Raw genomic sequence first — 22,770 nt, 5'->3', positions numbered from 1 at the left:
TTTCCCATCAAATTTTGGGCTTCTTGAAATGAAAACTAAAACATTACGTAAGAATAAAGTAAATATCGTAACGCTGGGTTGTAGTAAAAACTTGGTGGATTCGGAAGTAATTTACACGCAATTGAAAGGCAATGGCATGAATGTTACGCATGAATCTAAAAAGGACGATGCCAACGTTGTGATTGTAAATACTTGTGGATTTATTGATAATGCCAAACAAGAATCTATTGATACAATTTTGAGATACGTTGATGCCAAAGAATCTGGCATTATTGATAAATTATATGTTACAGGTTGTTTGTCGCATCGCTATAAAGATGAATTAGAAGCTGAAATTCCAGCAGTTGATGCTTTTTTTGGGACAAACGAATTACCTCGTTTGCTAAAAACCTTAAAAGCGGATTATAAACACGAATTGATTGGCGAACGTTTGTTGACTACGCCAACGCATTACGCTTACCTAAAAATTGCAGAAGGTTGCGACCGTCCTTGTTCTTTCTGTGCGATTCCTTTGATGCGTGGTGGACACGTTTCTCGTTCTATTGAAGATTTGGTCGTTGAAGCAAAATCATTAGTAAAACGTGGTACAAAAGAATTGATTCTGATTGCCCAAGATTTAACATATTACGGATTAGATATTTATAAAAAGCGTAATCTTTCTGAATTGTTAGAGCAATTTGCCGACATCGAAGGACTTGATTGGATTCGTTTGCAATACGCTTATCCAGCAGGTTTTCCGATGGATGTTTTAGACACAATGGCAAAATATCCGAACATTTGTAAGTACTTGGATATGCCTTTACAAAGTGGTTCTTCGGAAGTATTGAAAAGAATGCGTCGTGGAATTACTCGTGAAAAAACCGAAGATTTAATCAATGCCATTCGTGATAGAGTACCAGAAATTGCCTTGAGAACAACTTTGATTTCTGGACATCCGGGAGAAACCGAAGCAGATTTTGAAGAAACTTATCAGTTTGTTGAAAAAATGCGTTTCGACCGACTGGGTGTTTTCACGTATTCGCATGAAGATGATACGCATTCACATTCATTTGAAGATGATGTTCCTGCGGAAGTAAAACAAGAGCGTGCCGACGAAATTATGGCTTTGCAACAAGATATTTCGATGGAATTGAACCAGAACAGAATCGGGAATACTTACAAAGTATTATTCGACAGAAAAGAAGGTGGATATTTTATCGGAAGAACACAATTCGACTCGCCAGAAGTGGATAATGAAGTATTAGTTCCGGCTACGCAATACGTGCGTTTGGGCGATTTTGCCAACGTAAAAGTAAATCGTGCAGAGGAATTTGATTTGTACGGAGAAGTGATTGCTTAATTTGAAAATTTGGAGATTTGAAAATTTGAAGATTGTACTTGTTGGGAAAGATTATAATATCAGGCTTCCACTACAACATTTTCAAATTTTCAAATCCTCAAATTTTCAAATCAAACATTTTATCCTACCAAGTTACGGTAGTCTTCTCTTGATTTTAAGATAATTTGGTGAGCTACTTCTGCACCGTAAACCTCATCAATATCAACAGCTACTTTTTCTTCTCCAGGAATATTTTTGTAAGTCAAGAAGTAGTGAACTAAACGGTCGATGATAGGTTTTGGACATTGCGAAATGTCTGTCCAGCCACCGTACATTGAATCGCCTTTCAACACAGCGATGATTTTATCATCAGCTTCTCCTTTATCAATCATTCTAATTCCACCGATTGGAATCGCCTGACAGATAATATCACCATGAGTAATAGTACGTTCAGAGAGAACCAAAATATCTAATGGGTCACCGTCACCTTTTTCGATTTCTTTTCCAGATTGCTCACGAGCAAACTGAGCCGTAATTTCTCCACAATAAGTTTGAGGAAGAAAACCGTAAAGAGCAGGAACAATGTTAGAGAATTTTTGAGGACGGTCGATTTTCAAATAACCAGTCTCTTTGTCGATTTCGTATTTTACAGTATCAGTCGATACAATCTCGATGAAAGCTGTTACGATTTTGGGCATTTCATCTCCAATTTGGATGCCATGCCATGGATGGGCTTTATAAAAGTTTCTTTGCATACTAATTGGTTGGTAGTGGATGGATGGTGGTGTGTGAGGAATACCTGTTTTAATCACTTTCTCAACCGGTTTTTTTACTCTTGATGTTTTTTTCATACCACGCTCGAATCGGCACTTACTACTCTTTTGAAATTTTGTAATATTTGTTCTTGTAAAACTTCAACAGGCTCTGTTAAATAGGTTGAAGCATGGGCAAATATAGTCGAAATAAAGCAATTTTTGTCGTCTGTTTCTAAAAATAACTGCTGAATTGGGATAGTTAAAATGTTTTTACTGGCATTGGATTCGGAATTCAATAAAGCACTTCCTAAGGAAAGATAAAACTGATGATTTATCAATTGCTGACAAATCTGAGCATTGTTATTAAAACCGTGCACAATCATTGGAATGCTTGGTTTTAACTTTTTTTTCAGCATAATCAATTCTGAAAATGCCTTTACACAATGGATAATCACAGGTTTTTGTAAAGTTTCCGCCAAACGAATTTGTCTAATAAATACTTCTTCTTGAATACTCATGTCTAAATCAATCAATCGGTCTAAACCACATTCACCAATGGCTAGAACGTTTGATTGGCAAGCTAATTCTTCTAATTGGACAAAATCCTCAGCAATATTTTCTGGCTTGATATACCAAGGATGCAAACCAACCGAAAATTTCCCCACAGCCATATCCATCCAACCCGAAGTGTTTTGAGCATTAATAATACTCAAAGTATCTTTTTCTGTGGAAGTTTGATGTGTGTGAATGTTGAGATAGATGGGCATTGGGGATTAGTTTAGAGCTTTGATTTAATGATTTTATAAATTAAAACTCATTCTCAAAACAAATATACTCCTTTCAAGATTTATAAAGTACTCAAATGTCCTATCAAAATAAGTGATAAATATCTTGTGGTTTAAACGTGACCTTCGTTTGAGAGACAACGAAGCCTTGAAAGAAGCATTAGCGGATAATAAACCGCTTTTGATGCTTTATTGTTTTGAACCTTCTGTGATGCAAGATGCCCATTACTCAGCCAGACATTGGCAATTTGTTTGCGAAGCTTTATGGGATTTGAACAAACAATTACAAAGTATTCATCCGCAACTTTCTATTAAAATTATTCATGGAGAAATACTTCCTTACTTGGAAACTTTACACAAAAAAGAAACTATTCATAAAATCTTTTCACATCAAGAAACGGGACTCAAAACTACTTATGATCGAGACAAAGCCGTAAGTGCTTTCTGTAAACAAGAGCAAATTACTTGGCTAGAATTTCAAAGTAATGGTGTTTTTAGAGGCAAACGCAATCGTGAAAATTGGGTAAAAGAATGGCATCAATATATGAGTAAGCCATTGGCAGAAGCTGATTTCAATAACATAGAATCAAATTTGAAATTACCAGAAGATTTGCCCATTCAAGCAATTAACAATCCTGCAATACCTTTCAAAGACTATACTTTCAATAAAGCACAACAGCCCGGAGGAGAAAGTTTTGCTCATCGTTATCTTCATTCTTTTCTGAACGAAAGAGTAAAAAATTATGCAAAATCGCTCTCAAAACCTTTGGCTTCTCGAAAAGGCTGTAGTCGGCTTTCGCCTTATATTGCTTGGGGTTGTATCAGTGTTCGACAAATTTACCAAGCTCAAATAAAGGCTTCAAAGGCAAATCCAACACTCAAGTGGCAGTTGGATAATTTTGGTTCAAGATTACGTTGGCATTGTCATTTTATCCAAAAGTTTGAAATGGAAGAACGAATGGAGTTTGAAAATCTCAATCGTGGCTACGATTCGTTACTGATTGCTGAAAATGATGATTTCTTTAAAGCTTGGGCTGAAGGCAGGACAGGTTTTACATTGGTGGATGCTTGTATGCGTTGTTTAATTGAAACAGGTTATCTTAATTTTAGGATGCGTGCCATGCTGGTTTCGGTGCTTACTCATCAACTTTTTCAGCATTGGAAAGAAGGAGCTTTGCATTTGGCAAGATTGTTTTTAGACTTCGAGCCGGGCATTCATTATCCACAAATTCAGATGCAAGCAGGTGTTACTGGTATTAATACGGTTCGGATGTATAATCCTATCAAACAATCTCAAGAGCATGACCCCGAAGGTATTTTTATCAAACAATGGCTTCCTGAATTAAAGAATTGTCCTTTGGCATACATCCATGAACCTTGGAAAATGACGAGCTTGGAACAAGATTTTTACGGTTTTCATCTCAACATAGATTATCCTTTGCCACTTATCAATTTTGAAGAAAATACTAAAATCGCCAAAGAACGAATATGGGGACACCGCAAAACAGATGAAGTAAAAGCCTCAAAAAAGCAAATTTTAGAAAAACATACCATTCCGAACAAGGAAGCCTTACAACGAAGAAAGAAAAAATAAACCTTTTCTGTAACTTTGTGGAAAGATTTGCGAAAGTCAATCACATACATAACCAATCGGCGATGTTTTGCCGAATTCAGAAAATACAGAAAATGATTTATCCTATAGTTGCCTACGGTGATTCCGTTCTAAGAAAAGTTGCCGTTGATATAGAAAAAGGCTCAATTGATGTTAAGAAATTATCAGAAGATATGTTTGAAACTATGTACAATGCTTCTGGTGTAGGCTTGGCTGCTCCGCAAATTGGCATGGCTATCAGAATGTTTGTGGTGGACGGTCGCCCGTTTAATGAAGGTGAAGATTTAGACGAAAGAGATAAAGACCCTTCTTTAGTAGATTTCAAAAAAGTATTTATCAATGCTGAAATTTTGGAAGAAGATGGCGACGAATGGGCTTTTGAAGAAGGCTGTTTGTCGATTCCAAATATCCGTGAAGATGTTTATCGTCCTGAATATGTAAAAATCAAGTACGTAGATGTTGATTTCAAGGAACATATTGAAGAGTACGAAGGTTTGGCAGCACGCATTATTCAACACGAATACGATCATATCGACGGAATTCTTTTCACAGATCATTTAAGTCCTGTGAAAAAAAGAATGTTGAAAAACAAGCTTGCTAATATTACGAAAGGAAATATCAAGGTAGATTACAAAATGAAATTTCCGAAGTAATTGTTTACAGTCCTTTCCATAAAAAAGCACTTGATTAGCTAATCAAGTGCTTTTTTATGAAAGAATAATATCTTATTACTCTTTTTTCCCTTGAATTTTTGAGCCAGCCTTTTTCTCTAATCCCGGTTGGAAAATCTCGAAGTTTTCTTTTTTCTTCGCATCAACTACAATTTTACGGACGTCTTCTAATAATTTTTTTGCATCATAAATTACACCATCTTTAATCGTGTATTTTACACCGCCAACACGCACTACTTCGTTGTTTTCTGTTAATCTGATTGCACCCGTTCCGTAAAGATTCTTGAGGTTTTTTAGTGGATTTTCTTCTAAAATCACCATATCAGCTAATTTTCCTACTTCAATACTTCCAATTTTATCTGCCATTCCTAAAGCTTCAGCACCTTTTAAGCTCGCCGCACGAATTACTTCTAAAGGATGAAAACCTGCTTCTCTTAACAATTCTAATTCACGGATATAAGCAAAACCATATAACTGAAAAATAAAGCCTGAATCTGAACCAGCTGTTACTCTACCTCCTCTGTTTTTATATTCATTGATAAACGCCATCCAAAGTTTATAATTTTCTTTCCACTGCACTTCTTGCTCAGTTCCCCATTCTTGCCAATAAGAACCATGCGAAACTCTCGAAGGCTGATAAAAACGCCATAATTGTGGCATGGTGTATTCTTCATGCCATTCTGAGCGTCGAGCTAACATTAACTCACGATTGGCTTCATAAATATTAAAAGTTGGGTCGATGGTGAAATCCAATTTCAACAATTCGTCCATTACTTCATTCCAACGTTTTGAACCCGGTTTGGCTGCTTGTTTCCACAATTTCCCTGCTTCTTCAAAACGATTTTGCTCGTTGCTATAATTATAATCTGCTGGATAATCCTGAATCGTTTGGTTTTCAAAAAGTGCTTCTGGCAAACCATACCAATGTTCCATAGAAGTAAGTCCCGCTCTAGCAGAGTTCAACACATTCCAACGTGCCACATCTACTTGTGCATGATGATATGCCGAACGTAAACCCAATTCTTTATTTCTTTTGATGGCTGTTTCAATTACTTCTGGTCTTGCTCCGAAAAACTTAATACCGTCAGCTCCTTTTTTAGCATTTTCCTCCACCCAAGCTTTTGCTTGCTCTGCGGTTGAAATAGTTTCTTTTGCACCCATTCCAAATGCTGTATAAGCTAAGATTCTTGGTGCAGTAATTTCATTTTTTAATGATTTTGCTTTTTGTTCTAAAACCCAATCTAAACCATTTCCTGCCGATGGGTCACGAATGGTGGTGATGCCGTGTCCAAGCCATAATTTATAGACATATTCTGCGGGTGTACCTTGCGATTTTCCGCCAATATGTCCGTGCATATCTACAAAACCCGGCAACATATACATGCCTGTACAATCTAATTCTTTATCGCCTGCATTCAGTTTCGGGCGACTTTTTGGGTCAATCGGAACGCCCGGATAACCTACTACTTTTATTTCTACAATTTTATTTTTCTCGACAACTATATCACAAGGTCCTTGCATCGGCGAGCCTGTTCCGTTGACTAGATTTACTCCTCTGATAATCATGCGGTTGAATTGTCCTTCGCCTTCTGCTCGTGGAGGTGCTTTTTCAATTTGTGCGATGGATGTTAGAGAAAAGATTAATAAACAGCAAGTAAGGAAACTTGATAAATGTTTTTTCATGGTTTGAATGTTTGATGAATGTTAATAATTTAGATTAGTAAGTACCTAAAACGATACCACGTTTATTCTTTTTCTAAGATACGGAATTTATCTAAAATGTGTAAATTGAATCTCATTTCAATCATTGAAATTTCCATTGTATGAATCACTTCATCAGAAATAATTTTTTAGCCATTTGTGTCACGCTAGCGGTCGTTTTTGCTTTTGCAAAAGGTGCAACCGTTTATCAACAAGAACCAGCCAAAGCAGTACTTCCTTCCTTGGCAATGCCGACGGCTTCAGACAAAACTTTTGCCAATTATTGGTACAAAGGCAAAGCCGAAGTCAGTAGTTATACTTTAGAAAAAGACCGTTACGGACAAATTTGCCCGGGAGAAGCTGTGTTAGTTTTTGTTACCGAAGATTTCAGAACGGATAAACAAGTAAAACTAGAATCTGATAATAAAGAAGCCGCTACCAATGTATTAAAAGTAAATTTTATCGAAAAGTTCCTGACTGGAATTTATGATTATTCTGTGATGACTTCTGTGTTTTCGCCAGTTGATACTAAAGCTTTTCCTCATGCTTTAAAAGTAGCTACTTCTGTACAAGAATGGTGCGGAATGGCTTATTTACAATTGAATAATCGAGACAGAGCTTATCAAATAGAAGGGAAAAGCTATTTTGAGAAAGAAGTACAAGAAGATATAGCATTAGAAAGAGTGCTTTTAGAAGATGAAATTTGGAATAAAATTCGTCTTAATCCTGAAAGTTTACCAACGGGTGAAATTAAAATTATTCCAAGTTTTACTTATTGTCGATTGAGACATCAATTGCCCGCAGTACTTCAAGCTAATGCAAGCTTAAAAGATTATACAGGAACAGATTTTAGCGAGAAAAAACTGAAAGTATTTAGTCTTGATTATCCTGAAAAGAAGCGTTCTGTAGCAATTATTTTTCAAGAAGCATTTCCATATAAAATTATGGGTTGGACAGAGACAAATACCAGCAAAGGAAAATCTTTAACGACCAAAGCTACTTTAAAGAAAACAATCATAACTGACTATTGGACAAAACATAACGTAACAGATTTACCTTTAAGAGATAGTTTGGATTTGAAATATGGGTTAAAGTAAGCCCCTAATGGCATGACTGATAGGATGTAGCACTTTACTGAGTCATGAAATAAGGATACAGTTTAGTGAACACTGTCCCTTCCTAAAAAAGCTTGTCAGTATTATTGCTCAAATTATTTGTACTATACCAAGAAATTTACCGTATAATAAGTTTTTTGTAATTATTGATTGGGAAGTTTGGGAGAGGTTGGGAGATTTTATAGATTGTGGGAAAAATAATATTGCTTAAAGTATAGCATAGAGGAAAGACAACTAGAATAGGTTTAACTCAAAGGTTAAGTAATACAAAAAGTGCTACAAAACTTTTGCATATTAGCAAGTTATTGGTAAGACTAAAACGACATCTCACTGACTCAATGACCACTTTCAAAGATTTAAACATATGAAGATAAAAATATTTTACTCTTGGCAGACAACAACGAATACCAAATACAACAAAAACTTCATTCTAACTTGTATTGAAAAAGCTGTTAAGAAGATTAAACTAAAATCAGAACTTAAGGACGTGGATTTCGTAATTCTTGAAGGAGTGACGGGAGAACCTGGATCGCCTCAAGTTGCCTCAAAAATTGCAGATGAAAGAATTCCAACGTCTGATATTTTTATTTCCGACCTATCTGTAGTTAATCAAATTAGTTCTTTCCAAAAAATTGTACGCAAAGCTGTCGGGGACAAATTCAAACCATTTCAAAACAACAATGTAATTTATGAACATGGTGTAGCTTACAATGCTATGGGACTTGAAAAAATGATTGGGGTTTTAAATACAACTTATGGTTCGCCTAATGAAAATCCAGACAACATTCCGTTTGACTTAAAACACATTAGATTTCCTATCGAATATAAATACTCAGAAAAATCAAAAAATAGAGATGAGATTCAAAAGAAATTAGTTGATGATTTAGCCTCAGCAATAAAGGAAACTGCAAAATTTGTTTTACAGAATCAAAAAAGCAAATTCTACCCTTTACAAGTTTGGAGTGATTGGGAAAATTCAATTTTAACACCCCAACCATTTATTCCGAATGATAAGACAAAAGAAATAACGGATTTGGTTCTTGATGGTTTAAACAACGCTAATCAAACAATAAGAATTTTAGGGTTGTCTGGGTTAGGTAAAACGAGAAATTTATTAGAAATATTTAGACCCATTAATTCTGATGATAATTCGATTTTTCTTTCAAGTCGAGTACTTTACATAAATTGTAATATCTACCCGAATGCAGACTACCAAAACATTATTTCAAAAGCTATTTCAGAACAAACCGACCCAATTCTTGTTTTAGACAACTGCCCCATTTCAGTTCACAGACAGCTACTTCAACTTATAAATAGAGAAGGAAACAAAGCGTCTTTAATATCTCTTGATTCTAATCCTGAAGAAATTGAAAATGATAAAGTAAATGGTGTAAATTATATAATTATAAGAAAAGAGGAACTGTCATCAGTTGTTGAAGAATTACTCTCAAGTAGATTTAACAATTTAAATGAAGAAAGTAAGAAAAAAATAAAGGAATTTTCACAAGGAATTCCCTTAATGGCTGTTCTATTGGGAGAAAGCGTAAGTAATGGTGAAGAATTCATTGGCAAGCTAGAAGACAAAGATTTGTTAGATAAACTTCTTGGAACAAAAGGCAAGGAGCAAGAGTGGCGAAGTATTCTAAAGTCCTGTTCAATGTTTAGCTATTTTGGTTTTGAAAATGAACTTGAATTACAGTACAAATTTATAGCTACAAATCAAAATATTACTATATCAAATAATACAGAACAAGTAAGAATTAGTACATTTTTAGAAGTTGTAAAGCATTTTAAAGCTAGAGAAATTTTTGAAAAACAAGGGCGATATTTGAGTATTAGACCTTTCCCACTTTCAATGGCATTAGCAGTTGAATGGCTGGATACTTGTACATCTGATAGAATGCTACAAGTTATTGTAGATATATCCAATCTTGAAAATCCACATAGAAAGCACTTGATAAATTCGCTTGCTGACCAAATGAAATACCTTGACTATAATGAAAAGGCTGTAGAAATTGTTGATAAAATTGTAGGGTCTGAAAGCCCTTTCGATAATGCGGAAGTTTTAAATACAGAGTTGGGGTCACGCCTCTTCCGCTCTTTCGTAGAAGTGAATCCCATTGCTGTTTCTCAAAATTTCAAACGTCAATTTTTTAATAAATCCACTGAGGAATTATTGAAAATAGTAGCAGGACGAAGAAACATAGTTTGGACTTTGGAAAAATTGTGTTTTGACAAAAGAACATTTTCTGATAGTTCTAAAGTTCTTTTACAATTTGCAATTGCAGAAAACGAAACTTGGTCAAATAATGCCACAAGTCAGTTTTTACATCTATTCAACATACATCTTTCGGGAACAGAAGCTGATTTGGGTGAACGGTGGAAAATAATTGAATGGTTATTGAATAAAGGAGATAAAGCCTATTATGATTTTGCCTTTAGAGCGATGAAGATAGGTTTGAATTTTGGACACGCAAGTAGAATGGGCGGTGCAGAACAACAAGGCAACAGAAGATTAGTTGACAACAATCCTAATTGGAAAGAAATAGATGAATATTGGAGAAACATTCTCAATAAACTACTTGAAATCATTAAATCAAAAAATGAATATTCTGATTTAGCAAGTGAAGTTATTGCAAATAGCATAAGAACAATGTTTCATATAAGAATGGGAGAATTGATTTTACCATTTTTGGAAGAAATTTCAGAATTGAAAAATAATGATTGGGACGAAGGTTTAAAAGAATTGAAGTTTGCAAGAAAATATGAAAAGCATTCCATTTCTGAAAGGCAACTTGAAGAGATAAATAATTTAGTTGAGCTACTTACCAAAACGGATTTTTCAACTAAGTATTTGTCATTATCAAGTTCTTATCATTTGGATAATGACGAAACTTACTCAAGCGAAAAAGTAATTGAAATAACAATCAAATTAGCTGACGAATTTATTGCTAACGATATTTCGTGGAAAGAAACCTTTCCTTCGTTTTATAAAAATCAACAAGCTTTTTCTTACCACTTTGGTAAACGCTTAGCTGAATTATTGAAAGAGGATAAAATTAAAATTAATCGATTTATAGATTTTTCATTAGAAGTTATCTTACAGATACCACAACAGGAAAGAAATTTTACGGTTCTTGGCGGTTTCATCACAAATTTAAATGACGAAATTAAAAAGGAGTTTTATTCAAGTCTATCTAAATCTTCTGATTTAAATTGCCAATTGTTCTACTTTCTATCAATTGACAATTCAGGTAAAGAGTATTTTGAACTATTATTTCAATTAATTGATAGTAAATCTTGTGATATTACGAATTTTTATTCGTTTACATATAGCAATGTTTTAACACAACTAAATTTTGAAGAATTAACTGTTTTTAGTGAAAGACTATTCACCTACGGAGATGAAGGTTATGCGGTTACGTTTGATTTGTTTTCAGACCTAAGTTATGGTGATGAATCGAAAAAAAAGTCACTAATACCAATTTGCAGAAAATGTATATTAAAATTAGGGTTTAACCGAAAATTTAAACAAAAGTTAGATGATTATAAGTGGACAGAAGCTATTTCATATATACTATCTAATGAAGAAGAAGTTGACTTTGCTAAATTCATAAACAAGTCAGTGATTGATTCTATCACGTGGGAGAACTTATATCATATTGACCATTATATTCAAAGAGTATATATAGTTTTATTAAACGTACATTTCAATCCAATTTGGAAAGATTTATCAGAGGCATTGCTTTCAAGCGAAGAAAACTATGTAACATTTTATGGACTTAAACATATTTTGGGTTCTCATATTGGTGGAGTTGGTAGAAGCGTTGGAGTGTTATTTGAAGGTGATATAAATTCTATTTTTGCTTGGTGTGAAATCAATAAACCTCTGGCACCATCAAGACTTGCAGAATTGTCACCAATTTTCGATAATAACAACACAGATTATGCAAAATGGCATCCAATTGCACTCAGACTCATAGACGAATATGGCGACATAAAAGATGTTCGTAGTAATTTAAGCTCTAATATGGGAACTTATTCTTGGGTAGGCTCTCTTGTGCCATTCCTTGAATCTAAGAAAGAATTATTTAAGCAATTATCAAATCACAAAACGGAAAGCGTAAGAGAATGGTCAGCTTCTTATATTGGTTATCTTGATAAGGATATTGAAATAGAAAAAAACAGAGATGCTGAACATTTCATTTAAATAAGAAATTTAGAGAATGGATTAAAAATCAACCTTAGTTTCTAAAAAACTGGTAATAGGTTTTCCTACTACACAAAATGGTAAAGAGCGTCACGCTCGCTTTATGATCCAAGTCTCATAAATTATGTCAACACTAACTAAGGCTAGACTTAAATCCAGTTTCCGCTTTACATCATGGACGCATTATACATAGACGACCAAATATTCATTCCGATAATCTCTGATTATGGATTCAAAGCTACTTTTGGCAATGAAACAAATACATTGTTTTTGCGGCGTGCATTACAAGCACTTATAAAATCGGAAATACCAATTAAAAAGGTAAAATTTGACAAAAACACTTTTGAAGGTATTACTCAAGATGGAAGGAGTGGGATTTTCGACTTAGCTTGTACTGATGAAAACGACAATCATTTTATCGTTGAAATGCAATACGGTGAAGCACCATATTTTGTACAACGAATGAAATTTTATGCTTTGCATAAGTTCAATGCAATGGTAAAACGTGGGAAGTTTGACTATGGGACGCTAACAAAAATTTATTGTGTAGCTATTTTGGCAAATGATATACCTCCTTATTCTCAATTCCATACAGTCGCTAATCTACGAAATGAACAAGGAGAACTTATTGATGAACAATTAACATTTATTACGATAGAATTAGATAAATTTACGTTGCAAGAAGTTGATTGTGAAACAGACTTACAAAAATTGGTATATACAATGAAAACCTTACATACAGTTACTCAACCGATACAATTCCCTAAATTTTGGGACGAAGAATGGTTAAAGGTAGCCATTGATGAATTAGACAGTCGAAAAATGACTCCTGACGAGAAGGCTTCATTGGAAATATTAATTGCAAGAAATGCAGAAGCAGTGAAAGCTGAAAGTAAAAAAATAAAAGAAGCAAGAGAAGCTGAAAATTTAGCAGTGAAAACAGAAACGATTATGAATGCTCTTTCAATGGGTCTATCTATTGAACAAAGTGCTAAATTAGCGAACGTTTCTATTGACTTTGTTTTGTCTGTACAGCGACAACTTACTAGTGAATAGATATTTGTTGGATTTTCCCGCTGATTTATAAAATAGCAAGTACCTACATTTGATTAGGACTGAACTTAAGTCCAGCCCTAATGATTTACCTTAACTATTATATCCCAAAATACTTTCTGGAGAGTCATAGAAAATTAAATCTCCTGATTTCTTCCCTACTTCTGCCCAAGCCTGATTTTCTATTTTCATACCAACCACTGCACAAGTTGGCATTGCACCTATATCTGCATGTGTTAAGTACTCTGCAAAATAACTAATACTTGGATTATGCCCCACAATCATCACATGGTTAAGATTGGCGGGAATGGCATTTACTGCATCTAAATAATGTTTTGGCGAGCTTTCATATAAATCGCTCAATACATAAACTTTCTCTTCTGGAATACCCAATTGTTCACAAAGTACTTTTGTTGTCATTTGTGTGCGTTCGGCATTTGAAGTAATGATTAAATCAATTGGGCTGATTTTGGTAGATAAATTTCTGCCCATTCTGGCGGTATCAATCATCCCACTGGCGGTAAGCGGACGAACAATATCGGGACTTACTGAATCTGAAGCTTTGGCATGGCGAACCAAATATAATGTCTTTGTCATGTTGATTAATTAATGTCTATCTACCTACAACCGTTCCTAATTCTTTGGCGATTTCCTTTTCTATTTGCTTGGCTTCCATAAATAAGCCTAACAAATGTGTTTGTTCATCGGCATCTGAAGTTTTGGCAAGTTTTTGCATCAAATCCTTCATTTGCTGTTCGTTGTATGCTTTTTTCAAGCGTAAAATATTCTGAAAAGCTAAATCTGCCAACTTATCGTCTTCTGTCGGTACAATGATTTCATGTTTCAACCAAGCTTCCGAAGCGGCATAACGTTCGGTAACTAAATTGATGGCTTCTTGTTGAATAATGGGATTACTGTGTGCAATAAAAAACTTAGTATCTAATACAATTCCTTGAATGAATTTCTCACGACACATCGCTAAAATATTATCATAAATTGGGGTAGTAAAATTCATGCCATCAATTTCTGATAAAATATATTGCATTAAAGTAACGCCTGGGGCAACACCCGGATCTACTTCTTTTACACCATGACTCACCAATAGTCGCACACATTCTCTTTCTTGCAAAGCGATTCCAGTTGGTGTTACTTTAGTGTTTGGCGGAATATTAGCAGGTGTGTTGGATACTGGAGTACTTGTACTTGGAACAAAATCTGTTGGAAAACCCGAAAATTCATCTTCTTCCGAAAAACTTGGTAAATCATCGAAATTTACATTCGGTTGCGAAGTTGGTTGACTAAGTGTTACGCCAGCAGGTAAATCATTTTGTAATCGCTGACGATTGGCATCTCTTTGACTGTCTTTTTCTCGCTGTTTACTTCTTTCAAAGGCAATTTTGTTACTTTCAGTAATTAAAATTGCTTCATCAATCTGCATTAGACTCGCTGTTTTTTGAAAGAAAACAGACCTTGTGATAGAATCAGGGATTTTAGAAATACTCCCCACCATGTCTTTTATTAACTCTGCTCTTTTGAAAGGGTCATTTCCCGCTTCTTTGAGGAATAATTCTGCTTTGAAAGTAATAAAATCGCTGGCGTTTTTGTGGATATATTCTACAAAAGCATCTGAACCGATTTTCTGAACATAACTATCGGGGTCTTCGCCTTCTGGAAAAACGACTAATTTTACATTCAGTCCTTCTTCCAAAATCATATCCATTCCTCGCAAAGATGCCTTGATTCCCGCAGGGTCGCCATCATACAAAACGGTGATGTTTTGCGAGAAACGAGCGATTAATCGAATCTGTTCTATCGTCAAAGAAGTACCCGAAGACGCTACTACGTTTTCGATTCCTGCTTGATGCAAAGAAATAACATCCGTATAACCTTCTACCAAATAACAAACATCCTTGGTTCTGATAGCATTTTTGGCTTGGAAAATGCCATAAAGTACATTCGATTTATGATAAACTTCTGTTTCAGGCGAGTTCAAATACTTTGCCTGTGATTTATCATTTTTCAGAATTCTTGCTCCAAAAGCAATTACTTTTCCCGAAACATTATGAATAGGAAATGTTACTCTATTTCTAAAACGGTCGAATGTTTTTTGGTTTTGCTGAGGATTTTCTTGCTCATTTTGCTTCAAAATCGTCAACCCAGCCTTCACCAAAATATCTAAATTATAGCCATTTTTTAGGGCTTCTTTGGTAAAAGCATCCCAGTTTTCAAGGCTATAGCCTAATTCGAAAGTACGAATTGTTTTATCTGAAAAACCTCTTTCTTTAAAATAAGGATAAGCGATTGACTGACCTTCTTCGTGTTGAAAAAGATTATTTTGGTAATAATTCTTAGCGTAATTAAGAGCAATTAATAAGCTTTCACGCTCGTTTTGGGCTAATTGTTGTTCGTCTGAAAGTTGTGTTTCTTGGATTTCGATGCCGTACTTTTTGGCTAAATGTCGAAGTGCTTCTCCATATCCCAAGCCTTCAATATCCATGATAAAACGGATAGAATCACCCGCTTTTCCACAACCAAAACATTTATAAATTCCTTTCGCTGGCGAAACAGAAAAGGAAGGAGACTTTTCGCCATGAAAAGGACAGCAAGCCCAAAGGTTTGCGCCTTTTTTCTTCAAAGAAACATAATCGCCAATTACATCGGCAATATCAGCACTTTGTCGGATTCGTTCTATGGTGGCTTCATCTATTCGCATAATTCAAAATTACATCTTTTTGATTTGAACAAATCATTTTTGATTTAAAATCGTCAAGAATCTGTATTTTTGAACAATTTCAAATCAACATCAGCAACATGAATTTATCCTGTCAAAAACATCTTTTTAGCCTCGAAGAAGGCACACATTATATCAATTGTGCCACGATGGCACCCAATTTAAAATCGGTAGAAGAAGCTGGCATTCAAGGAATTTTACGCAAATCGCAACCGCAGTATATTACTTCTCAAAGTTTTTTTGAAACGACCGAACCCGTCAAAGAAGCATATTCAACATTGATTAATTGCCCCGAACCCGAACGCATCGTTATTCTTCCCTCATCGTCTTACGGCATGGCGATTGTGGCAAAAAATCTTTATCGAAAACCTAATTTGCAAGCGGGACAAGAAATTGTGATGGTCAGTGAAGAATTCCCTTCGGATGTTTATGCTTGGGAAGAAGTTTGTGCAGATAAAGGTTTGGTCATGAAAGTAGTGTCTCCGCCTGAAGGATTAGAAAATCGTGGAAAAATCTGGAATGAAAGGTTGCTAGAAGCTATTACGACTAATACTTGTTTGGTAGTGGTGTCGCCAACACATTGGGCAGATGGCACTTCGTTTGATACTGAAATTATCGGAAAGCAATGTCGTTCGGTAGGTGCTTTATTCGTTTTAGACGGTACGCAAAGTATCGGAGCGATGCCTTTTGATGTACAAAAAGTACAACCAGATGCCATTATCAACCCCGGTTACAAATGGCTTTTAGGTCCATATTCGGCAGGAGTGGCATATTTCGGTGCTTATTTTGATGAAGGAAGTCCTTTAGAACGCAACTGGATTAATAGAGTAGGTTCAGAAGATTTTAAAAACCTGATAAATTACCAAACTCAGTATAGAAGTATGGCTGACAGATATAATATGGGCGAAAAAAGTAATTTTATCTTGAATCCAATGTTAGCGGCGGCTCTAAGCCAAATCAATACTTGGGGGGTAGATTCTATAAATCAATATTGTGATGAATTGTTAAAAGAACCTTTGAAGCTTTTACAAGAAAAAGGCTATTGGGTAGATGAAAAACCCTACAGAAGTAGTCATTTGGTAGGTATCAGGATTCCGCCCAAAGCTGATTATCTAACCATACAAAAGGCTTTGCAAGAGCGTAAAGTATTTGTCTCGTTCAGAGGCGAAGCCATCCGACTAGCCCCACATGTTTATAACGATGCCAATGATATTGATGTGTTGATGGATGGATTATTGAAGGGGATTTGAGGGGTGGTTTAAGATTTTAATTAGTTATTGGGCTTGATATAACCAATGATTCGTATCAGAATACCAATTTTGGTTATAAAAGGATAAAATTTTCCTCTTTTAGTAGGAAAGTTGATTAAAAAAGAGGAAAGTTTTATCCTTTTAGTGGAAATGTTGCTACTTCAAGTGGAAATTTTCCTTCTTTTTTGCGGATAATTGCGGTTTTTAGTGCCAACTTTCCTATTTTAAGTATCAAAGTTCACTCTTTAAGTATCAAATGTCCCTCTTTTTTGCGGAATTGTTCGGTTTTTATAAGCATTGTTCCCTTTCACTCATGGCATGACTGAGAGAATATTTCCATATTCAAAATAACTCCATGAGTCATGCCATGAGTATTTTAAAGTATTTACCCGACTGACAGAATCTTTCCCTACTCAAAATAACTCAATGAGTCATGCCATGAGTATTTTAGTGTATTTACCCAACTTACAGAACAGGATTATCGGATATAAGTATTAGCTTTAATTTGTTTAAAAACAATTAGCTTTTCATCTTTAATCATCTTCTTCGGTAATGAGAAAAATATTGATTCTCCTCTTCGTTAGTGTTCAGTTGTTGGCTCAAAAGCCTGTTGTTCTTCCAAGAAGTACGCCTGAAGCAGAAGGCGTTTCGTCTGAAGCTATCATCAATTTTTTGGAGGCTGCCTCAAAAAGCAAACACGAATTTCATAGTTTTATGATGCTTCGCCACGGGAAAGTAGTGGCTGAATCTTGGTGGAATCCTTATCGTAATGATTTAAAACATACCATGTATTCGGTCAGTAAAAGCTTTACGGCTACAGCGATAGGTTTTGCGGTATCGGAAAAGAAAATTACGGTGGAGGATAAAGTGATTTCGTTCTTTCCTGATGATTTGCCAACACAAGTAAGTCCGTACTTGGCAGAATTGAAAATAAAGGACTTGTTGACGATGAGTGTGGGACATCAAACTGACCCAACTGGTGAAATTGGGGCTAAAAATGAAAATTGGGTAAAGGCATTTTTGCGTACTCCGATTATGAATAAACCGGGTTCAAAATTTCTGTATAATTCTGCCGCTACTTATATGCTTTCGGCAATTGTGCAGAAAGTAACGGGTCAAAAAGTAATTGATTATTTACAACCAAGATTATTTGAACCTTTGGGAATTACGGGAATCGACTGGGAAGTTGACCCAAAAGGCATTAATACTGGCGGTTGGGGAATCCGTTTGAAAACAGAAGACATGGCGAAATTCGGGCAATTGTTTCTGCAAAAAGGGTTGTGGAAAGGGAAACAGATTTTACCTGCCGCTTGGGTGGAAGAAGCAAGTACGATGAAAATCATGCAAGACCCAAATGCTACCCAAGCTAAAAAAGACTCAAGCGATTGGCTACAAGGCTATTGCTATCAGATGTGGCGTAGTAGAAATAATGGTTACAGAGGCGATGGTGCAAATGGACAGTTCATCATTGTATTGCCAGAAAAAGATGTGGTGATTATTGTTACTGCCGAAGCTCCCGATATGCAAGGAGAATTTAATTTGCTTTGGAGATACCTTTTACCAGCGATTAAAGACCAGAAATTGCCCGCTAATCCTGCAATGTTAGCCAAATTGAAAGAGAAATCAGCATCTTTAGCCTTACCGATTCCTAATAAAAATGTTAGTTCAGGTATAGAATCAAAGGTTTCTGGCAAAACTTTTGGCATGGTAACGGGCGATAGAAGTTTTGAAAATATAAAATTCGATTTCAATAATGGTGTTTGTAAAGTAAGTTTCAAAACAGATTCGGCTACGCATCAAATTCCGTTTGGAGCAGGGAAATGGGAATTGTCTGAAACAACCAAGTTTGGTCCATATTTAGTAGCTGCCGCCAAAGCCAATAGGGTAGGGCTTCCAGCTTTTAAAGTAGCGGGAAGCTATACTTGGAAAGATGAAAATACATTAGCCTTAACACTTCGTTATATCGAAAGTCCACATACGGAAACAATTATCTGTTCTTTTGATGGCGATAATGTTTCGATAGATTTCCAAAGTATTTTCAATATCAATCGTAAAAGAACCATTTCAAAAGGGATTGTATTTACGCCAAAAGCCAATGCACCTAAATTAATCGTCAGAGGTGATGACATGGGTTATGCACATTCGGGGAATGAAGCCTTGATAAAATCGTACAAAGAAGGCATCGAAACCTCGATAGAAGTAATTGTAGCTTCGCCTTGGTTTTCAGAAGCGGTGAAATTATTAGCTGAAAACAAAAGAGTAGATGTAGGTTTGCATTTTGCCATTACAAGTGAATGGGATAATGTAAAATGGCGACCACTGACAGAAGCTAAAAGCTTAAGAAATGCCGATGGATATTTTTATCCGATGCTTTTTCATAACAATAATTATCCAAAGCAAGCAGTGCTTGATAATGATTGGAAAATAGAAGACATTGAAAAAGAGCTAAGAGCGCAAATCGAAATGGCATTGAAGTATATTCCAAGACTAAGCCACGTTTCTGGACACATGGGGAGTACTGCTTTTAACCAAGAAGTAAAAGATATGGCAAGAAGAGTAGCCAAAGAGTACAAATTGACGATGGTAGATGTAGATTCGATGAAAGACCTAAAAGTAGCCTACACAGGTTTTGATTTCAACAATAAAAATACAGAGCAAAGAATAGAAGGATTTATCGGAATGTTGGATAAACTAGAAGACGGCAAAGCGTATGTTTTTGTAGAACATCCGGGTTTAGATAACGAAGAACTCCGTGCAATTTCACATATTGGTTATGAAGATGTAGCACAGGGTCGTCAAGATGTAACTACGATTTTCACCAGTGAAAAAGTAAGAACAGCGATTCTTCAAAAAGGAATTCAATTAGTAAGTTATAAAGAAGTAATAGCAGGAAGTAAATAATTGTTGGAAAAATATAGACCTTTTGCATCAATAAAGCAGTGTTTTAAACTAAAATTGTCAATTTTGATGAATTATTGAAAAGGCTAATAGTTTAAAATGAAAAATTTCTTAGCAGGATTATTCTTTGCGATGCTTTGGGCTTCCGCTTCGGCAGCCACCAAAATAGGACTTTTATCGGCTCAACCCTTTGTAATTGGTACTTGTAGATTTTTCTTGGCGGGCATATTAATGATGGTTTATAGCCATCTCGTCAAGAAAAATCCATTACCAAAAGCCAAAGAATGGAAACAAATTGCTATTTATGGTTTCTTGAATGTTACTGTTTATTTAGGCTGTTTTGTAGTAGCACTTAAATACGTTTCTGCGGGAATCGGCAGTTTGGCTGTAGCGACCAATCCATTAATTATCAGTATTTTGTCTGCTTTTTGGTTAGGTCGTTCAGTAAAACGCACAGAAATATTGGGTTTAGCCTTGGGTATTTTAGGCGTGGCGATTGCTACTTATCCACTTTTTCAACAAAGTTATGCAAATGTTGAAGGGCTACTCATCCTTTCAGCAAGTATGATTGCCTATTCTGTAGGAACAGTTTATTATTCAGCGCAAGAATGGCATTTACCATTGTTTACCATTAATGCTTGGCAAGTATTGTTAGGAGGGATTTTCTTGTTGCCCATTACTTATTACTTTACCGATTGGTCACAGAATGTTTATGATTTTAATTTTAGCATGTCTGTACTTTGGTTGGCTATTCCAGTATCCATCGGGGCGGTGCAATTGTGGTTATATCTCCTCAAAATAGACCCAGTCAAAGCCTCACTTTGGCTTTTTCTTAATCCTATTTTTGGTTTTATTTATGCGGCTGTTATTTTAAATGAACCCATCAGTAGTTTCACTTATATCGGTACTTCTTTTGTGATTGCGGGTTTATATTTGGCACAACGAGAAAAACTAAATTCCTAAATACATTAGAATTCCCTGCTATTTTTTGTATTTTGGTATTTATAATCCTTAATACTTTATGATTTTATCTGCCTTAGTGTTTAGAAATTTACTTAAAATACTCTTTACTTCTGTTTCCTTATTTGCCTGTAATTTGATAGACAAAACATCAAATTTATTTGAAGATAATTCGTGGAAAGACTTCACTTGCGACACTGCCCAGCACGTTAGTGAATTAAAGATTTATACTTTAGCTCAACCATATTACTTAGCCGATACTTTACTGAAACAAGCCTTGAAACCAAGAAATATTTATGTAGCTTTTGCTGATGCTACAGGTAATATTCAAACAATGGCTTTGCAGGCTGACGGAGAGGAGGCTTCTCAATTGCTTCAAACAACAGCTTTTCCTACTTTAAATACTTCTTGGCAAGAACAAGCTTACCTTTGGGCTTTGGTCAAACAGCCCAATTATTTATATAATCGTTGGGAAAATTTACTGACAGATGAACGTAAGATTTTTCTGGAAAAAAGAGATTCTATTGTAGCGATTATGAAAGAAAAACACCGTTCTATTAAAGTAATTTCTGACTTACGTTCTACAAGCCGTCAATTACATTATTTAGGTAAAAAAAGAACAGCGACGCCACTTTCAATGCACAATTTTGGTTTGGCGGCAGATGTAGCCATTTATACTCGTCGTAAAAGAATTTCGAACAATCTTGCATTGTATCGTCCACTAGATAGTTTAACCGAAGCTTACGGACTTACTTGGGGCGGGAATTTTGTAGGTTTTATTGATTCTGGACATTTACAATTGTATAAAAATGGAGCAGAATTATTGAGGAAACATCCTGAATTAGTTTTTGAATTTGAACCTTTCAGACCACAGTATAATGCTTGGATGAATAAAATGATAAGTTTAGGAAAAGAAAGTAAAGCAGAAGATACCAAAGAATTATTGCAGGAATTGAATAAAATTAAACAAGATCAGCCTTGCCAATGTTTGAATATACAAGGTAAAACGCCTTATGCTTTGATGGAAAAAATTCAGACACAATTGGCAAATTCAGATGATTATCAATACGAGAATGACTTATTATTGGTTGGCGATTTGGCTTCGCAAACGGTGACTTTAGTAAGTGCAAAAAATAAAATTACTTTTCCTTTGGGCTTGTGGAAATAGCAAATGCTTGAATGGGTAGCAATAGCTTTAAATGGCATGGATGGCGGTATCCGATGCCATTTTATAAAGCCATTGATTTTTCAATTTTATTGAAGTCGAGTGGTTTCTCGATGAATGAATCAGCACCAACACTTGAAGCAAGCTCAAACAAATTCCCCATCGCACTAATCATAATAATTTTAGAATTTGGTGAAAGAGATTTAATTTCTTTTACACGGTCAATCCCAAAACCATCAGGTAAGTTATTATCTAAAAATAACCAATTTGGTTTTACTTCCAAAGCCTTTCCAATTCCTTCTTGAAGCGTTAGTGCATAGTATGAATAAATTCCTTTTCTTTTAAGAAAATGTTTTAATAAAAGACAGGTGTCTTTCTCGTCATCGATAATTAAAGCTACATTTTTCATGACATTTGGCAGTCCAAATCGTTTCGTCTTGTCAGCCTTTTAAACAAAATTGTTATAGGGAACAGCATAAGATTTCTGATGAACTCTTTTAGTTACACTTTTTTGAATAGACATTGTTAAAAAATCGTGCCAGAGAT

At 35.3% G+C, this 22,770-nt stretch carries 16 protein-coding genes; 10 read left to right on the top strand and 6 right to left on the bottom strand.

Annotated elements, in window-relative coordinates:
* The first annotated feature begins 28 nt into the window (after positions 1 to 28).
* Positions 29 to 1,339 (top strand): 30S ribosomal protein S12 methylthiotransferase RimO, encoded by a 1,311-nt coding sequence (gene rimO / locus VB798_RS04295; protein WP_323256330.1) that lies wholly within the window; start codon positions 29 to 31, stop codon positions 1,337 to 1,339.
* Between the two features lie 119 nt (positions 1,340 to 1,458).
* Here the strand turns inward: rimO and VB798_RS04290 are convergent, their stop codons facing one another.
* The gene (locus VB798_RS04290) at positions 1,459 to 2,073 is read right to left on the bottom strand and encodes an inorganic pyrophosphatase (protein WP_323256769.1); all 615 of its coding nucleotides are present in this window, start codon (positions 2,071 to 2,073) and stop codon (positions 1,459 to 1,461) included.
* Between the two features lie 92 nt (positions 2,074 to 2,165).
* Positions 2,166 to 2,840, bottom strand: a complete 675-nt coding sequence (locus VB798_RS04285; RefSeq protein WP_323256328.1) for a TatD family hydrolase — start codon at positions 2,838 to 2,840, stop codon at positions 2,166 to 2,168.
* 112 nt (positions 2,841 to 2,952) lie between these two features.
* On the opposite strand from VB798_RS04285, the gene VB798_RS04280 reads away from it, so the two are divergent.
* Together VB798_RS04280 and def are read left to right on the top strand one after the other, a co-directional pair.
* The gene (locus VB798_RS04280; protein WP_323256326.1) at positions 2,953 to 4,452 is read left to right on the top strand and encodes a cryptochrome/deoxyribodipyrimidine photo-lyase family protein; all 1,500 of its coding nucleotides are present in this window, start codon (positions 2,953 to 2,955) and stop codon (positions 4,450 to 4,452) included.
* 92 nt (positions 4,453 to 4,544) lie between these two features.
* Positions 4,545 to 5,123: a peptide deformylase gene (gene def / locus VB798_RS04275; protein ID WP_323256324.1), complete on the top strand. Its 579-nt coding sequence runs from the start codon at positions 4,545 to 4,547 to the stop codon at positions 5,121 to 5,123.
* A gap of 75 nt (positions 5,124 to 5,198) precedes the next feature.
* On the opposite strand, the gene VB798_RS04270 is transcribed toward def, so the two are convergent.
* A complete protein-coding gene (locus VB798_RS04270; protein ID WP_323256322.1) occupies positions 5,199 to 6,824 on the bottom strand; it encodes an amidohydrolase family protein in 1,626 nt (541 codons plus the stop codon).
* A 140-nt stretch (positions 6,825 to 6,964) separates the two neighbouring features.
* Here VB798_RS04270 and VB798_RS04265 point away from each other — a divergent pair, with 140 nt between their 5' ends.
* The 3 genes from VB798_RS04265 to VB798_RS04255 all read left to right on the top strand — a co-directional run bounded on the left by VB798_RS04265 (position 6,965) and on the right by VB798_RS04255 (position 13,223).
* Complete coding sequence (locus VB798_RS04265) at positions 6,965 to 7,939, top strand: hypothetical protein (RefSeq protein WP_323256320.1); 975 nt, start codon at positions 6,965 to 6,967, stop codon at positions 7,937 to 7,939.
* A gap of 382 nt (positions 7,940 to 8,321) precedes the next feature.
* Positions 8,322 to 12,167 carry a hypothetical protein gene (locus VB798_RS04260; protein ID WP_323256318.1) on the top strand — a complete coding sequence of 1,282 codons (3,846 nt, stop codon included), beginning with the start codon at positions 8,322 to 8,324 and terminating at the stop codon, positions 12,165 to 12,167.
* Between the two features lie 174 nt (positions 12,168 to 12,341).
* On the top strand, positions 12,342 to 13,223 hold the full coding sequence (locus VB798_RS04255; RefSeq protein WP_323256316.1) for an Rpn family recombination-promoting nuclease/putative transposase: 882 nt from the start codon (positions 12,342 to 12,344) through the stop codon (positions 13,221 to 13,223).
* A 90-nt stretch (positions 13,224 to 13,313) separates the two neighbouring features.
* Here VB798_RS04255 and VB798_RS04250 read toward each other — a convergent pair whose 3' ends face one another.
* Together VB798_RS04250 and dnaG are read right to left on the bottom strand one after the other, a co-directional pair.
* The gene (locus tag VB798_RS04250) at positions 13,314 to 13,817 is read right to left on the bottom strand and encodes a SixA phosphatase family protein (RefSeq protein ID WP_323256314.1); all 504 of its coding nucleotides are present in this window, start codon (positions 13,815 to 13,817) and stop codon (positions 13,314 to 13,316) included.
* 16 nt (positions 13,818 to 13,833) lie between these two features.
* Positions 13,834 to 15,933, bottom strand: coding sequence for a DNA primase (dnaG, locus tag VB798_RS04245; RefSeq protein ID WP_323256312.1), 2,100 nt, complete (start codon positions 15,931 to 15,933; stop codon positions 13,834 to 13,836).
* Between the two features lie 98 nt (positions 15,934 to 16,031).
* Here dnaG and VB798_RS04240 point away from each other — a divergent pair, with 98 nt between their 5' ends.
* From VB798_RS04240 to VB798_RS04225, 4 genes are all read left to right on the top strand, one after another.
* Complete coding sequence (locus tag VB798_RS04240) at positions 16,032 to 17,201, top strand: aminotransferase class V-fold PLP-dependent enzyme (RefSeq protein ID WP_323256310.1); 1,170 nt, start codon at positions 16,032 to 16,034, stop codon at positions 17,199 to 17,201.
* A gap of 552 nt (positions 17,202 to 17,753) precedes the next feature.
* Positions 17,754 to 20,102, top strand: a complete 2,349-nt coding sequence (locus VB798_RS04235) for a ChbG/HpnK family deacetylase (protein WP_323256308.1) — start codon at positions 17,754 to 17,756, stop codon at positions 20,100 to 20,102.
* A gap of 96 nt (positions 20,103 to 20,198) precedes the next feature.
* The gene (locus VB798_RS04230) at positions 20,199 to 21,062 is read left to right on the top strand and encodes a DMT family transporter (RefSeq protein WP_323256306.1); all 864 of its coding nucleotides are present in this window, start codon (positions 20,199 to 20,201) and stop codon (positions 21,060 to 21,062) included.
* Between the two features lie 58 nt (positions 21,063 to 21,120).
* A complete protein-coding gene (locus VB798_RS04225; RefSeq protein WP_323256304.1) occupies positions 21,121 to 22,227 on the top strand; it encodes a M15 family metallopeptidase in 1,107 nt (368 codons plus the stop codon).
* A gap of 61 nt (positions 22,228 to 22,288) precedes the next feature.
* Here the strand turns inward: VB798_RS04225 and VB798_RS04220 are convergent, their stop codons facing one another.
* The gene (locus VB798_RS04220) at positions 22,289 to 22,633 is read right to left on the bottom strand and encodes a response regulator (protein WP_323256303.1); all 345 of its coding nucleotides are present in this window, start codon (positions 22,631 to 22,633) and stop codon (positions 22,289 to 22,291) included.
* Between the last annotated feature and the right edge of the window lie 137 nt (positions 22,634 to 22,770).

Source organism: Arcicella lustrica, assembly GCF_034930985.1.
Classification (GTDB): Bacteria; Bacteroidota; Bacteroidia; order Cytophagales; family Spirosomataceae; genus Arcicella; species Arcicella lustrica.
Note: the sequence above shows the minus strand (reverse complement) of the source record. Positions and strands in the feature narration are given on the sequence as shown.